This is a genomic window from Limihaloglobus sulfuriphilus (assembly GCF_001999965.1).
GTDB lineage: Bacteria > Planctomycetota > Phycisphaerae > Sedimentisphaerales > Sedimentisphaeraceae > Limihaloglobus > Limihaloglobus sulfuriphilus.
In genome coordinates this window covers 3,180,991-3,196,011 of the sequence record NZ_CP019646.1, presented here as the reverse complement: position 1 = coordinate 3,196,011, position 15,021 = coordinate 3,180,991, and the positions used below count along the sequence as shown (strand labels likewise).

11 protein-coding genes are annotated in these 15,021 nt (G+C 47.5%); 7 read left to right on the top strand and 4 right to left on the bottom strand.

The genetic code is table 11. The annotated features are described in order from the left end of the window. Positions 1 to 93: 93 nt before the first annotated feature. The 4 genes from SMSP2_RS12365 to SMSP2_RS12350 form a co-directional block, all read right to left on the bottom strand. A complete protein-coding gene (locus tag SMSP2_RS12365; RefSeq protein ID WP_146684353.1) occupies positions 94 to 3,222 on the bottom strand; it encodes a type II secretion system protein GspD in 3,129 nt (1,042 codons plus the stop codon). 285 nt (positions 3,223 to 3,507) lie between these two features. Further along, the gene (locus SMSP2_RS12360; RefSeq protein ID WP_146684352.1) at positions 3,508 to 4,506 is read right to left on the bottom strand and encodes an NAD(P)/FAD-dependent oxidoreductase; all 999 of its coding nucleotides are present in this window, start codon (positions 4,504 to 4,506) and stop codon (positions 3,508 to 3,510) included. A 153-nt stretch (positions 4,507 to 4,659) separates the two neighbouring features. After that, on the bottom strand, positions 4,660 to 5,709 hold the full coding sequence (locus tag SMSP2_RS12355; protein ID WP_146684351.1) for a Fic family protein: 1,050 nt from the start codon (positions 5,707 to 5,709) through the stop codon (positions 4,660 to 4,662). 60 nt (positions 5,710 to 5,769) lie between these two features. Continuing rightward, positions 5,770 to 6,939 (bottom strand): THUMP domain-containing class I SAM-dependent RNA methyltransferase, encoded by a 1,170-nt coding sequence (locus tag SMSP2_RS12350; protein ID WP_146684350.1) that lies wholly within the window; start codon positions 6,937 to 6,939, stop codon positions 5,770 to 5,772. Between the two features lie 555 nt (positions 6,940 to 7,494). Here SMSP2_RS12350 and SMSP2_RS12345 point away from each other — a divergent pair. The 7 genes from SMSP2_RS12345 to SMSP2_RS12315 all read left to right on the top strand — a co-directional run bounded on the left by SMSP2_RS12345 (position 7,495) and on the right by SMSP2_RS12315 (position 14,987). Next, the gene (locus SMSP2_RS12345; protein WP_146684349.1) at positions 7,495 to 8,532 is read left to right on the top strand and encodes a ParB/RepB/Spo0J family partition protein; all 1,038 of its coding nucleotides are present in this window, start codon (positions 7,495 to 7,497) and stop codon (positions 8,530 to 8,532) included. A gap of 193 nt (positions 8,533 to 8,725) precedes the next feature. After that, positions 8,726 to 9,043 (top strand): peptide chain release factor family protein, encoded by a 318-nt coding sequence (locus SMSP2_RS12340; RefSeq protein WP_222566351.1) that lies wholly within the window; start codon positions 8,726 to 8,728, stop codon positions 9,041 to 9,043. A gap of 76 nt (positions 9,044 to 9,119) precedes the next feature. Continuing rightward, positions 9,120 to 11,063, top strand: a complete 1,944-nt coding sequence (gene abc-f, locus SMSP2_RS12335) for a ribosomal protection-like ABC-F family protein (RefSeq protein ID WP_146684347.1) — start codon at positions 9,120 to 9,122, stop codon at positions 11,061 to 11,063. Between the two features lie 102 nt (positions 11,064 to 11,165). Then, complete coding sequence (locus SMSP2_RS12330) at positions 11,166 to 12,023, top strand: BRO family protein (RefSeq protein WP_146684346.1); 858 nt, start codon at positions 11,166 to 11,168, stop codon at positions 12,021 to 12,023. A gap of 66 nt (positions 12,024 to 12,089) precedes the next feature. Then, entirely contained in the window at positions 12,090 to 12,395 is a 306-nt protein-coding gene (locus SMSP2_RS12325; RefSeq protein ID WP_146684345.1) for a hypothetical protein, read from the top strand. Positions 12,396 to 12,434: 39 nt separating this feature from the next. After that, a complete protein-coding gene (rnhA, locus tag SMSP2_RS12320) occupies positions 12,435 to 12,884 on the top strand; it encodes a ribonuclease HI (protein WP_146684924.1) in 450 nt (149 codons plus the stop codon). 183 nt (positions 12,885 to 13,067) lie between these two features. Further along, positions 13,068 to 14,987 (top strand): SWIM zinc finger family protein, encoded by a 1,920-nt coding sequence (locus SMSP2_RS12315; protein WP_146684344.1) that lies wholly within the window; start codon positions 13,068 to 13,070, stop codon positions 14,985 to 14,987. Positions 14,988 to 15,021: the final 34 nt, after the last annotated feature.

Sequence of the window (15,021 nt, the reverse complement as noted above, 5' to 3'; positions counted from 1 at the left end):
TCTGCCTCACCCGCCTGAATCTGTTTATACGAGTACAGGGCGAAAAAATTCACGCCCTGTACCCGTTGTTATATTAAATTGTTTAAAATTGGATCAGTAATTTGTCTGCATACCTGCTACAGCCTCCGCCTCAAGTTCATCCTGAAGCAGAATTGTCGGCTTGACCAGTATCAGCAGAACGTATGTATCTTTGGTCTTGGCCCTGTTTTCAAAGAGCCTTCCCAGCCCGGGAACCTTGCTCAGAACCGGCACGCCGCTCTGCAGCTCAACTTCACCGGTGAGCTTCTGGCCGCCGATAAGCAGTGTACCTGAATCAGGCACGCTGACACGGGTACGAACCTCTGCGATTTCAGACTCGGGCAGCTGAATCGGGAAATAATCGTTTGTCTCGCCGCCGGAAGGTACTTCAAACTGGCTGAAACTCGTTGTTGTGAAAGAAGTTGTGATACGCAGAAGGACATACTTCTTGTCCATGGATATCGTCGGGGTAACGTTAAGTATCACACCGTCCTGAATCGTGCTGATCTCAGGGTCGGCGATAACACGGTTAAAATCGCTGTTAGCAGTGGTTACATCTTCAAAATCGTAGTCTGCCACGTAGGATTTATCGGTTGTTACCCTGATAGCCGCCGACTCACCGCTGAGCACTGCAACACGCGGAGCGTTGAGACTCTTTGTATCACGGTGGGACTGGGTGGCGTTTATCAGGAATTGAACCTGAAGGTCATCAAGTATAGAGCCGTAACCGCCGCTGATCATTGCCGCCGCGGAGTTGTCCGCGAGGTTGCCGGGAACGCCGGTGGACTGGCCGCCGCCGGTAGTTGAAGCGTGGTTCTGGTCAACGATGATATCACCCCATTTTCCGCCGGCATTGACTATAAAATCAACATCTACACCGATTTCCTCAAGGAAGTTCTGGCTTACTATAAGGAATCTGGTCTCCAGAGCAACCTGCTGGCCGAGCGAGGCGCGAAGGTCGTTAAGGAGTCTTCTCACTTCGCTGTGGTTTTTGATAGTCTGGCTTATAACCAGTGTCTTGTCATTGAATGTGGAGATTGTCGCCTGTCCGCCGGCATCATACCAGCTCATAGGGTCAATACTCTGCTGAATCAGGTCCATCAGCTCCTGCACACGCAGTGCCGAGCGTTCGATCATCTCGGTCCTGTCGATGTCTTCGTCGTCCTGACTGGAGGATGAGCTTCTTCGGCTGCTGCTGCCACCGCCGCCGCCGCCGCTTGAACGGCCTCCTCCCTGGTTACCCAGGTCCGAGGTGTCCATCTCAAACTGGAACAGTGCCCTCTCACCGAGCAGGTCGGCTACTTCATAACGGACAACCTGAAGCCTGTCCGGAAGTGATTCTACTGTCGCGACCTGGATAATTCCGTTTTTAACAACGTAATCAAGCTCAGCAAATCCGCCGGATACACTTTCCAAAAGCAGCTTCAATGCCATGCTGGCACTTACCGGCGAGCTGAATGTTACATTAACCGGCGTGTCGCGGTCAATGAACGCGTTATCTTCGAGGTCACGCCAGAGTACAACGATGTTGAAATTCGGTTCGACAGATGTCTTTATAATTTCTATAGCGTCCTCAAAAGATGTGTCCTGAGTGATTTCCATCAGATCAATCACCGTTTCAAGCTGTTTATTGATCGCGGCATCTTCGGGATTTTCGCCGTCTGTAAATAAGGCGTCGCGTTTCTTAGAGATTTCCAGCCAGTTTGACGGGTAATGCACATCGTCTGACCAGGGGATTGATGAACGGTCGGCTTCTATGAGGGTCTTTATCTCCTGCTCGTACTTGGTTTTCTGTACCATGCTCTGCTCACGCCATGAAATTGTATCTTCAAGAGACATCTTCATCGCAAGGCCGAAATCGTTGAGCGGATCGATTGCCAGCAGGGCGTTGACCTGGGCAAGAGCCTCTTCGTAACGCTGTTTTTTATGGAATTCAAGGGCGTTTGACTTGTATTCCTCTACCGCGGCCCGACGTTCACGCTCCATCTTCTGGCGCATCTCGCTTTGAAGAACGCTTTGCTCCTCGCGGCGCATCTGGGCATCTTTTACCGCGGCGGCCTCGGCCTTGTCCGCGATCTCATCTCGCATAGAGTTGAGCTGAGTGTTGTACTGCTCATAAAGCTGCTCGCCGAGAACCATCTTGGTCTTGTTGATATTTGAATAGGCAGCGGTAAGTGATTCACGTGCCGCGGCGTAGTCGCCCTGTGCCATGAATTCATTAGCTTTTGCGATAGCGTCATTTACAACAACCTGTGTGTACTGGCGCTTCACATTTCTCGTCCGCTGTATCTGATCTATATAAGAAGAGCCGCCGGCTGGGGGTGCCGCTGACTCCATCGATTCGTTTGATACCTGGTCGGGGTTCTGGTCAGGCTGCACCTGAGCTGATTCGTCTGCCGTGTTGTTTTGGACAGCAACGGCAACTTCAGGCTGCTGCGTTTTGGCAGCTTTTTCCTGTTTTTCTGCTGCGGCTTTCTCCGCGGCGGCCTTTTTTTCTTCGGCAGCTTTTTCAGCTTTAGCCTGCTTAGCTGCATCGGCCTGGGCTTCTGCCTGAGACTTTGTCATTTGTGCCTGAGTCATCTCTGCGTAATCGCCGGCATCTTTGAACCAGTGGCTAACTTCTACGCCGCTCTCATCGACAGTCTCGAAACCCTTTAAGGCTGTTTCGTAATTACCGGCCTTGTAGTCTTCGATGCTTTTGTCGAAGAGGTCTTTCATTTCCTGCTGATACTCGGTATAACCCTTATACGAGGCAGACTTTATCTTCGCAGCCGCCATCTTGTCATCGACAGGGAGAAACTTGTTCTCAGCCAGCTGGGAGGAAAGTTTGTACGCATCTACGTAATTTCCGTTATCGTATAGTTGCCGGGCGGTGCCGAGCGAAGCCTGGGCGTCTGCCCTGAGCTTGCGGCCGGCGGCCAGACAATCCTCGATACCGCTGATAGCCGCCTCGTCCTGGTCTGTCAGATCCTGGCCGAAATCTTTTCTTATCTTGTCAAGTACGCCTTGAGAAGATTCGAGCATGCCCTCTTCACAGGCAAGCCGGGCAACGGCAATCTGATCCTGAAGTGCTTTTTTTGTTGCTTCATTGGTTTGAGAAAACGCGTCGGCAGGATTTCCGCAAATAATTGTACCGATAATTGCAAGCGAAATAAGCGTCAATCTGCTAAAGCGCATTCTGCTGGAAAAACGTAAACTAGCCACTAGTTAACCTCCGGCATAATAGGTATTTATGTAATTATTACTGTTCAAAAAACATCCAAAAACTATTCTTCTATCTTATGATAGGGTACACGTTAAGACCCGTAAGTTTATTCATTTAACAAATTATTTCAAGACAAATAAGCGCTTTTTTCAGCAGATGATAATATTACAATTTATCACGGCAGAATAAGCTGCTCTCTGATGTATGCTAAACTGATGTATGTTAGATTCTTATGTGCATCCTGTTATAACTAAATAATCTCTCAAAGGCTGCAGGCAATTCCGTTACCAGCCGCCAACGGTATGGGTATCTTTTAACGGCTTGTTCCACCAGTTAGCATCGCGGAAATAGTGTTTCATCGCTATCGCGGCGTTAACTCCGTCCGCAACAGCAGTTACAAGCTGCATTGCAGCTCCGACACGGCAATCGCCCGAGGCAAATACGCCGGGCACCTTGGTCCGCAGAAACGCCGTATCACATTTGATAAAACCGTCAGAATCCAGATCGACAAAATCTTTTACAAAAGCGGTGTTGGGTACCATGCCGACGAATATAAACACTCCGTCGCATTCATAAGCCTCTTTTTCACCGGTTTTTACGTTCTTCAGAATAGCCCGCTCGACTTTGCCATTACCCTCGATGGCCTCTACAACCGTATCGAGCCGTGACCGCAGATTGCTGTCTTGCTGTGCGGCGAGACGGCTGAATTCTTCCTGGAGTACCTGTGTTGCGCGGAACTCCTCGCGGCGGTGAACAAGCGTTACATCAGATGCGAATTTTGCCAGGTGCATCGCCTCTTCAAGGGCTGTATTGCCGCCGCCGACAGCGACCACCCTTTTGCCGCGGAAAAACGGTGCATCGCACGTGCCGCAATAACTAACGCCGGCACCTGCATTGCGGAACTCATCCTCGCCGGGGACTCCGAGTTTGCGATAATTACTGCCGGGAGAAAGAATTACAGCCCTTGCTCTGTACTCGTTCTTTTTGGTAATTACCTTTATTGTGCCGTCATCTAATCTTTCAAAGCCGGTGATTTCAGTACCGTTTTTGAACTCGCAGCCGAATTCCTGCACCTGTTTTGTCATTGTCTGTGTCAGATCAAGGCCGCTGGTCTGTCTGATTCCGGGGTAATTCTCGATAAGGTCTGTGTTGTTTATCTGGCCGCCGGGCATAAGTTTTTCTATGACAAGGGTTTTGAGTCTGTCACGGGATGCGTACAGAGCTGCCCCGAGACCTGCCGGCCCGCCGCCGGCTATTATCACATCATATAAATTGTCACTCATTGATTTTCCCTTAATTATAAATTACGTTTGTTAATAAGTTTTTATTTTATCCAAAAAGGGCTCGAATTCAATCGGTTAACATTGAAAGTCAGAGTAATTTTTAATTTTTCCTGGAAAAAAACCGCTCGGCCGTTATTGGGGGTTGCTTGAAATTCATACAATTGAATACCATGTCCCGCGGCCTGCACCATGCTTTACTATCTGTTCAGTTTCGACAAGTCGAGACAGGTGATGTTTGATGGTATTGCGGCTTCTTCCGGTAACTTCAGAAAGGTTCTTAACGCTGCATCGGCCATGGGATTTGATAATCTCTATGATTTGCAAAGACAGCTCAGGCATAGCTGCTATAAAGATTCGTTCACGTTCAAGCTTCATTTGAAGATGGTTTTTCTGGCTATGCGCTGATTGTAAGAAAAATAATATCCAGGGCTGCCAGTCCGGCGTATCAGTCCGTATAGTTTGTTGACTGCGTCTTAGTGCGAGATAATAGTTGTCTTTGTTCTGCTCAATTATGCTCTCCATTGAGCTGTATGGAACGTAGCTGTAACCAAACTTGAGAAGCATGAGCGTTGATAGAATGCGCGAAAGCCTGCCGTTACCATCCTGAAACGGGTGTATTTCGAGAAATACTACCGCGAAAATGGCTGTGATCAGCAACGGATGCATTTTGGCTAACTTCAGCTCCTCGTTATACCAGTCTAAAAGCTCTTTCATCAAACGGGGAGTATCGAATGGAGCAGCAGTTTTAAAAATAATGCCCAGACTCTCACCTTCGGTGTCGAAAGCCTCAACACTGTTTGAAGTTTTCTTATACTCCCCCCTGTGCCTGGTATCTTTATCACTATACTGCAATAAATCACGATGAAACTGCTTTATAACATTTTCAGTAATGTTGATGCATTGATAGGATTCAAAAACAGTTTCCATAACCGTTGCGTATCCAGCGACTTCCTGTTCATCGCGGCTTAGAAACGAGCCCGCTGAAAGGTTCTGCAAAAGTGCTTCAACCTGTGTGTCTGTAAGCCTGCATCCCTCAATTCTCGTTGAAGAGGCGATACTTTCAATAGTTGCTACACGCAGTAATGCACTAATCCGCTGAGGCGAAAGCCTGCCCAGAGCCGACCATTTGCCTTTAAATTCATCAATTTCAGAGATATACTTAAGTATTTCGTCTGTAATAACAACTGTTTCTGTATTAATCATGGCTATCCAATAATTGATCCAATTTTATCCAATTATATAAGCCGCACCATATGAAGTCAACTATTGATTATATTTGCTTTTGCGTGAGCCCTGATACATTTCATACTTGAGCAGGCGGCATTCTATGTCTGCATTATAGAAAGGGAACCGCCGCGAAGTCCGCAACCCCACTTTTTTGGCTAAATCCATATTGCCGGTGAAGATATACCCTGTCCAGCCTGTGCATTTCTGCTTAAAGAAATCGCCGATTCGAGCGTAAATATCCTCGAGCTCTCGGGTATCGCCGAGGCGTTTGCCGTATTCGGGGTTCATGATAATCATTCCGGGCTCATCTGGTATAGTGGTATCGGCAAAATCGCATACTTCAAATTTTATTAAATGCTCCACGCCGGCGGTCAGGGCGTTTTTCTTTGCCGCTTCTATTGCTTTGGGGTCTATATCGGAGGCGATTATTATCGGACGTTTATTGTTGTCCGCCTCGTCTCTTGCCTCTGCCCGCATCTCCTGCCAGAGCTGCGACTCGAAATTTTGCAGGTGCATAAAAGCAAAGTTGCTCCGCAAGAGTCCCGGGCATCTGTTGAGTGCGATAAGGGCTGCCTCTATGGCAAAAGTGCCGGAGCCGCACATGGGGCATACGATAGGATTATCGGACGTATAATCCGCGGCACGCAGGCACGCCGCGACGAGTGTTTCCTGCATAGGAGCCAGGTGCGGCATCTTGCGGTAGCCCCTTTCCGATAATTTGCGGCCCGTGGTGTTAATGTACAGCCATGCGTTAGTACCTTTCCAGTATAGATTTACAACGATATTTTCCCTGCCGGAACCCGAATCGCATCTGCTGCCGAGTTTGTTTGTAAGCCGGTCAGCAATAGCATCTTTTACTTTCAGATTGGGGAACATCGAATTGTTAATCGTGGGATTATCGACCCTGGAAATAATAGAAAGATACTCATTTGCAGGAATTATATTTTCCCACGGCTGAGAATAAACCTGGGTATAAAGCTCCTCTGCGTCTCTGCATTCAAATGCCTTGAGCAGGTACAAAACCGCATACCCGCACCGCAGCCGCAGGTTAAGATCCATCGCGTCAAAAAAGTTGCCCTCGATTTCCACGCCCGTATCCCGGACTTTCAGAGGCGTATAGCCCAGCTCTTTCATTTCTTCTTCGAGCAGGCAGCCAAGGCCCATCTGACAGGTCACGAGTATTCTTGATTTATCTGATAATTTCATTCGCACATGATAACCGCACTGCCGCAAAAGTCAAACCGCATTTGCCAAACGTAAAGTTTATACTTAAGAATCAGGAATTATTAGACAGGATTAACAAGATTTACAGGATTTAATATAATTGAATTAAAATCTTGTTCATCTGGCACCTCGCAGCCTATTGGGTTCATCAATCATTTCTAAAAACATTCAATGCCATGAGCTGAACAAACTTACCACCTTTGCTCTTTTGCTTTTTTTCTTTTCCCTTATTTTATCCACCACCTGCCCACAGGATAACAACAAAATATACTTCATAATTTACAATAATTGTGCATATATAACCTAAATTTCTTGATAACATGTGCATAACCTCTTTGTTCCACGTGGAACACCAGGGTTCCAGCACTCACAGGCACACACCTTATCCACACCAAAACAATATCACCAACCGCCCCGCCGTTAATTCTTAATTCACAATTTTCATGTTCCACGTGGAACATACTGGACATTGAAATAAATTGTGCTATATTTAGAAACAGATTATATCCTGTTACATTATGTCAGAGAGGTTAAATTATGGCTAAAGAAAAGAAAACCACCGTAAAAAAGAAGACTGCTGCAAAGAAGAAACCTGCCGCTAAGGCAAAACAACCCGCGCCGGCAAAGAAACCGCGTCCAAAGCAAAAACATCTCGGCAGGGGCCTGCAATCGCTTTTAGGCACAGTAAACGCGCCTGCCCCCGCTCAAACACAGCAGATACCCCTGTCGCAGCCTGCCCCTGCGGTAGAAAAATCCGTGCAAAGTGAGGCCGCAGAGTCAATATCAATGGTACCAATAGATAAGATTCAGCCAAATCCCTATCAGCCCCGCAGGGTTTGGAACGAGGAAGAACTCTCCGAGCTGGTGGAATCTATAAAGGTAAACGGGCTTCTTCAGCCTATCATTGTCCGCCGCAAAGACACTGAATACCAGCTTATCGCCGGCGAAAGACGCTGGAGGGCGGCTAAAATCGCTGAAATGACCGAAATAAAGGCAATTATTCGCCAGGCTACCGAAGAACAGATGCACGAGATCGCACTGGTAGAGAATATCCACCGAAGCAATCTAAACTGCATTGAAAGGGCGCAGGCCTATAAGGACTACATAGACCAGTTCCACATGACCCAGACAGAAGCGGCGGAAAAACTCGGCGAAAATCGTGCTACACTGGCAAATCACGTCCGGCTGCTTGAGCTGCCATCAACTGTCAAAGAAATGCTTTCAGACGGCTCGCTGAGTATGGGGCACGCAAGAGCAATACTGGCACTGCCCGGAAACGAGCTTAGGAACAGGCTGGCAAACAGGGCGTTTGCCGACAGGCTCTCCGTCAGAGAGGTTGAGCGGGTAGTCAAAAAAATGCTCAGCGGACAGGACAACACTGAGAAACAATCCAAACCTGCCAAAGCGCCGGCAATACTTGACCTTGAAAAACGTCTGGCAAGTCTGCTCCAGACAAAGGTTCAAATAAAGACCACTGGTGCCGGCAAAAAGGGCAGAATACTTATAGATTACTACTCGCTTGATGAGTTTGACAGGATCGCCGAAAAGTTGGGATTACATCATTTTCACCAATAGAAGCCTTAAAACAATGATGTTATCGGACGTTATTGTTTAATACGGACAAACATGGACAAACACGGACAGACACATACACAGACGGCAGATTCCCTTAATACGAAATCCAACGATATTCTTAACTCTCAATTTCTAATTAAAATGTATGAAGTTTCCAGTCAGACAGGATACCGCAGAAGCTCTTAAAGAACGGATGCAGAAGTGCGGTCTCAAAGAGCCCGACATTGAGGAGAGCTTTACGCACAGCGGCGGTCCCGGCGGCCAGAAAGTCAATAAGACTGCCACCGCCGTGCAGCTTCGCCACATACCAACCGGCGTTACAGTCAAATGCTCAAGAACCCGCCGACAAGCCATGAACCGCTTTTTCGCCCGCCGACAGCTATGTGAGCAGTTAGAGCGGCTTAACTCTGATACGACACAAGAATTAACACCGGCAGAGAAGAGGACCCGGAAAATCCGCAAGCAGAAACAACGCCGCAAACGCCGCTCACCATCCAAAGAACAAAGCTAAGCACACAAAGGCAAAGCCGCGGCGATCTTTTCACTTTTCGTTTCACCTTAGCCAATATTCTGCTAAAATATCCGCCATGCCATTGATAACTATCGAAAATTTAGATAAATCGTATCCGAACAAGGATTTATTCGAGAATGCCGGTGTATCTTTCTTCCGCGGGGAGAAGGTGGGCCTCATCGGCGCCAACGGCTCGGGCAAGACCACGCTTTTTAAGATGATCCTCGGTGAAGAAACGCCGGACTCGGGGACGATCAACCTTCGCAAGGGAGCCCGTGTTGGCTATCTGCCGCAGGAACCGGTATTTAAGAAGCACAAAACCGTCATAGAGATCATGCACGAGGCGGTGGCCTATATAATCGAGCTGCGTGAGCAGGTAGAGGCCGCGGCGGCAGCGCTGGCCGGCCTTGAAGGTGCCAAACTTGAGAGCGCGATGGAGACATACGACCGGCTGAATCACCGCTTCGAGCTGCTGGGCGGCTACAGCTTTGAAAGCCGCATTCGCAGCATCCTTGCCGGCGTTGGTATCGGCGAAGAGCTCTACGATGAACCGGTTACGAGCCTCTCCGGCGGCCAGCTCTCACGTCTTGGTCTGGCACAGGTACTGGCAGGCGGAGCGGATATGCTGCTTCTCGATGAGCCGACAAACCACCTCGACCTGCTGGCGATAGAGTGGCTGGAGAAATACCTGCGAAGCTATCCCGGGGCAGCAATCATCATCAGCCATGACCGGTATCTGCTTGAAAAGACAGTAGTTAAGATTATCGAGCTTGACCGCCGCCAGATTCGCACCTGGAAGGGCAGCTACAGCCAATACCTCGAGAATAAGGCTGTCTTTGAGCTTCAGAATCGACGTGAAGAAGAAAAGATGCGTGAAAAAATCGCCTCGGAACAGGATTTTGTTGACCGAAACCGAAACGATGTCGGCATGAGCAAGGTCGCACGCGGCAGGGCGGGCCGTCTCGAACAGCTCAAAGACCAGTACGCCGAGCAGTTCCGCGGCACACCCGCCGACAACCGAAAGCTGGATTTTCGTTTTGCGCCGGTAAAACATCACAGTCATAAGATTCTGAACATACAGGATTTAGCTAAAAGTTTCGATAATATAAACCTCTTCGAGGGCTTTTCGCTCGAGATTATAAAGGAACAGCGTCTTGCCATCACCGGCCCCAACGGAACCGGCAAGACCACGCTGCTCAAGATGATACTGGATAAACTCAAGCCCACCGCCGGAATAATCGAGAGGGGGGCGAGCCTGACTTTCGGATACATGGACCAGCACGGCTCTGAGCTGGTTGCGGATAACCAGGTCATCGATGAGATACTGCGGATCAAACCGGAGTTTCTGCCCGCAGACGCGAGGAACATACTCGGGGCTTTTTTGTTCTCCGGAGATGATGTATTCAAAAAAGTCTCCGAGCTCTCCGGAGGTGAGCGAAGCCGTTTAATGCTTTGCAGGCTTGTAGTTACATCTCCCGATGTGCTGATTCTCGATGAGCCGACAAACCACCTCGACATCTCCAGCAAGGAGGCACTGGAAAACGCTCTGCTCGAATACGACGGCACGATTATCGCCGTCAGTCACGACCGGTATTTCATTGACAAGATCGCCACAGAGCTGCTGGTGATGGGCACCGGCGAGCTCGGCGGCAAGCAGATGGGCAGGCTTGAGCTGATCGACGCGGACAAACAGCTCTACACACGCTGGCAGACGCTGATACTGGAGCGAACCGCGGCTAAGGATGCGCCGGCGAAAAAACAAAACGGCCCGGATAAACCCGCCCATACTCCAAAACGCCAGGCACCGCCCGAAATAAAGCGATTCAACAAATACCGCATGGAGCAGATCGAGGAGTTTATAATGGACACCGAGCAGAGAATTGTAGATATACAGGCAAAATTCGGCGATGAAACGGTTTATAAAAACCACGAAAAACTCGCCGCCCTCCAGGCAGAGCTTGCGGAACAGAAAACCGAACTCGACCTGCTCTACCAGGCTTATGAATGGAAAATGGGATGAACATAATGCCAAATAAAAACCAAAAACTTCTTGTTATCTGTCATTACAAGTGTATAATAGCATATGATTTAGATGGCATGTATTGTTCAATGGAGTTTGTAAATGAGTGAAAAACGAGACAACACAATTGTGCTGTTCAACCAGAGCCGGATCAGGCGGCACTGGGATGATGAGCAGGAAAAATGGTATTTTTCAGTCGTGGATGTTGTGGGCGTTTTGGCGGACAGCACAAATCCTCAGGCATACTGGAGGAAATTAAAACAACGCCTCAAAGATGAAGGAAATGAAACCGTGACAAATTGTCACGCTTTGAAAATGCCCGCCAAAGACGGCAAAATGCGGCTTACTGATGTGGCCGACACAGAACAGCTTCTGCGGCTTATTCAGTCTGTCCCGTCTCCCAAAGCCGAGCCCTTCAAGCTCTGGCTGGCAAAAGTAGGCTATCAGCGGATTGAAGAAACAGAAGACCCCGAAATCAGCTTCGACCGCGCCATGCAGACATACCTCAAAAAAGGCTACTCAAAGGAATGGATCAACCAGCGTCTCAAAAGCATTGAAGTCCGCAAGGAGCTTACCGACGAATGGGACGAACGCGGCGTAAAGGAAGGGCTTGAATATGCTATCCTCACCGACGAGATTACTAAGGCCTGGGCAGATAAGAGCGTAAAAGATTACAAAAGATTTAAAGGCCTCAAAAAACAGAACCTGCGAGACAACATGACCACGCTTGAGCTTGTACTCAACATGCTCGCAGAGGCCTCAACTACGGAGATCTCCAAAAAACAAAAGCCAGACACCTTTGACAAAAACGTTAATGTAGCGCGCAAGGGCGGCAGAGTCGCCGGCACAGCCAGAAAACAGATAGAAAGCCAGACCGGCGAAAATATCGTAAGCCCTAAAAACGCTGAAGATCTTATGCTTAGCCATCATAAACGGCCGGAAATTGAAACCGGCGATTAGTTAGTGAGTTAAACAGTGGTTTTCAACATTGGAATTATAGTTATTTTTCTGGTTTTTTTGTACGCCGTGCGGTGTATAAAGAAATTCAGGACGGAGATTTACAACCATTTTGAATCTGAGCACAGAATCATCGGCTGGTGCAAACAGCTTGAGCCGGATAAACGCCGGCGAGGGCAAAGTGTCGAACGTATCCGTTTCGGCATGATGAACCGGCGCGAGCTGCGGAAGGCGTTTCCAATCGGAATTAAAGAGCTGGACAGGCTTTACAATAAGGCGAGCATGGCGGAGTTTTTTGTAAAAACCACCTTCCAGATATTCGTTATACTGTGGGTAATAGATATTGTCCAGGCACTTTTCCAGTGGAAGAAATAGAACATGAGCAAAGCAGGAGTTGATATGTCAGAGAAAAAGATGAAAAAAGTCATAATATACACAGACGGCGGCGCCGCTCCCAACCCGGGCCTCGGCGGCTGGGGGGCGGTACTTATATCGCCCCGGCACAACAACCATACAAAAGAGCTGTGCGGCTCAGAGGAAGATACAACCAACAACCGCATGGAGCTGACAGCCGCGATCAAGGCTCTCGAAGCGCTCAAACAGCCGTGCACTGTAGAGCTGCACACCGATTCGCAGTACCTTAGAAACGCCTTCGCCAATAAATGGCTCGACAAGTGGCAGAAGAACAACTGGAAAACCGCCAGAAAACAACCCGTGCTCAACCAGGACCTCTGGCAGAGGCTGCTCGAGCTGGCCCAAAAGCATGAAATCACCTGGAACTGGGTAAAGGGCCACGCCGACAACCCGCACAACAACCGCTGCGACGAGCTCTGCGAAATCGCCCGCAGCCGGCATGGAAAATAAAATCCGCACCTTCAGAGCCGCGAGTGTAAACGAGCGGTTAGCCTATATGGAGCAGCGGATTACTATATCAAAATAACCGTCGTCTGCTGCGATATCAATCAAAGGTGTCTGACACCCTTAATTTAATAAAATTAACTTCTTGATAAATTATTGCCACTTATTAGTATTTGGTTAACATTTGTATTGGCATCACTTTCGATTGGAATAATTATAGAAAAGCAGATTATTGACAAATTCATAAGCCTTTGCTGGAATGATCTCAAAAGATGGGCGGGCAACAGTATTGTAAGACGCGGCCAGAGCTATCAGCAGCAGGGCCTGGTTACGGATTTATCTGTTCTTGAAAACGGAGACTTGCTCTCGTGGGTTGAGGGGAGTAAGAGGTATGCCACTAAAGTCACTATCGGCCCCCAAAATCTACCAAGCTCAATCTGTACGTGCCCATATCATGCAAATTGTAAACATGGCGTGGCCACTCTACTGGAGTACCTGCGACTGATACAAAATGGAAGACAAATCCCCCGGGTTTCCAAAGATGATAAACGCCTTTTGATTTTGTCCGGTAATATTACCGACCGGAAAGCTATATCTCCAAGTGAGAACAAGGAGACTATTTCATCTTTTTTGGAGAAGAAATCCAAATCGGAGATAATTGAACTCATCCTTGATCTGGCAAAAAAATATTCAAATGTTTCAAAGGAACTTGAAGATCAAAATTTGCTCTCATCAGGTAACATAAAATCACTTGTGAATAATGTAAGAAAAGATATTCGCTATATAGCAAGCGAGCCGGGTTGGCAGAACCGTTGGGACGACGAAGGGTACACCCCGGACTACTCTGATGTCTGCGGGAAACTGGAATTTCTATTGTCATCTGGTTATCCAGATGAAGTATTGTCTCTCGGACGGGAATTAATAGAACTCGGAAACGAACAAATCGCCCAGAGTAATGACGAAGGTGAGACCTCAATTGAAATAGCAGAGTGCATGCCGGCAATAGTTAAGGCGCTGAATCGGTCTCCACTATCAGGAATCGAACGTTTAGAATGGGCTGTTGAAGTTATTTTAAAGGACGAATACGGTACTTTTGGAGTTTTTGAAGAATATCTTACGAAGAAACATACAAAAGCTGATTGGAGCATCTTTGCAGATCGAATGTTCAAACGTCTTGCTGCGATGAAAACTCAAGACAGTAAAAATGACTTTCATTCAAAATATATGCGTGATCGAGTAACAAACTGGATTGTACATTCTCTTGAGCAGAGTGATAGAAAAGATGAAATAATACCACTGTGCGAACAGGAAGCCCCAATAACCAATAGTTATGTGCGTCTTGTTGAAAGGCTTCTTTCAGCCAAACGTTACTCACAGGCAGAAGCCTGGATACATAAAGGGATTCAAGGATTAGCCGGAAGCTGGGCCGGCATCGAATCTCAATTGAGATCAATGCTCAAAGACATAAAAGCAAAACAGAAAGACTGGAAAGCGATTGCAATGATGCAGGCAGAAGAATTTGTTCGTTCTCCATCCACTAAAAACTACATAGAATGCCAAAAGGCTAATACTAAAAATAAAACGTGGACGCAAGTACGTGCTCATCTGATAGAATATCTTCAAAAAGGCCAGTTGCCGTGGAAGCAAAAAGTTTGGCCCCTTGATAAATCAAGTAAAGTTGAACCTAAATCATCATACCTGAATACTTATCCTAAAATAAACGAGATTATAGACATATACATATTTGAGAAAAATCCCGAAAAAGTGTTGTATTGGTACGAAAAACACCGAAAAGGGAAAACCCGGTTCAATACCTGGGACGATAAGATAGCAAAAGCTATTCAAACAATAGCTCCCGAGCGTTCTGTGTCAATCTGGCAAAATATTGCTGAGCAGCTTATTAATGAAACTAAACCCCAAGCTTATGAACAGTCAATGGTTTACCTCAAAAAGGCAGAATCCCTCATGAAACGTATGAAAAAGCAGACCCAATGGGAAAGCTATATAGATGAGTTGAGAAGGGTACATAAACGTAAAACCCGTTTTATACAAACATTGAATCAATCTGACGGCAAACCAATTGTAGATATTAAGAAATTAAATCTTTAAAGGTTCAATGTACAAACATGGGGACAACCTTAGA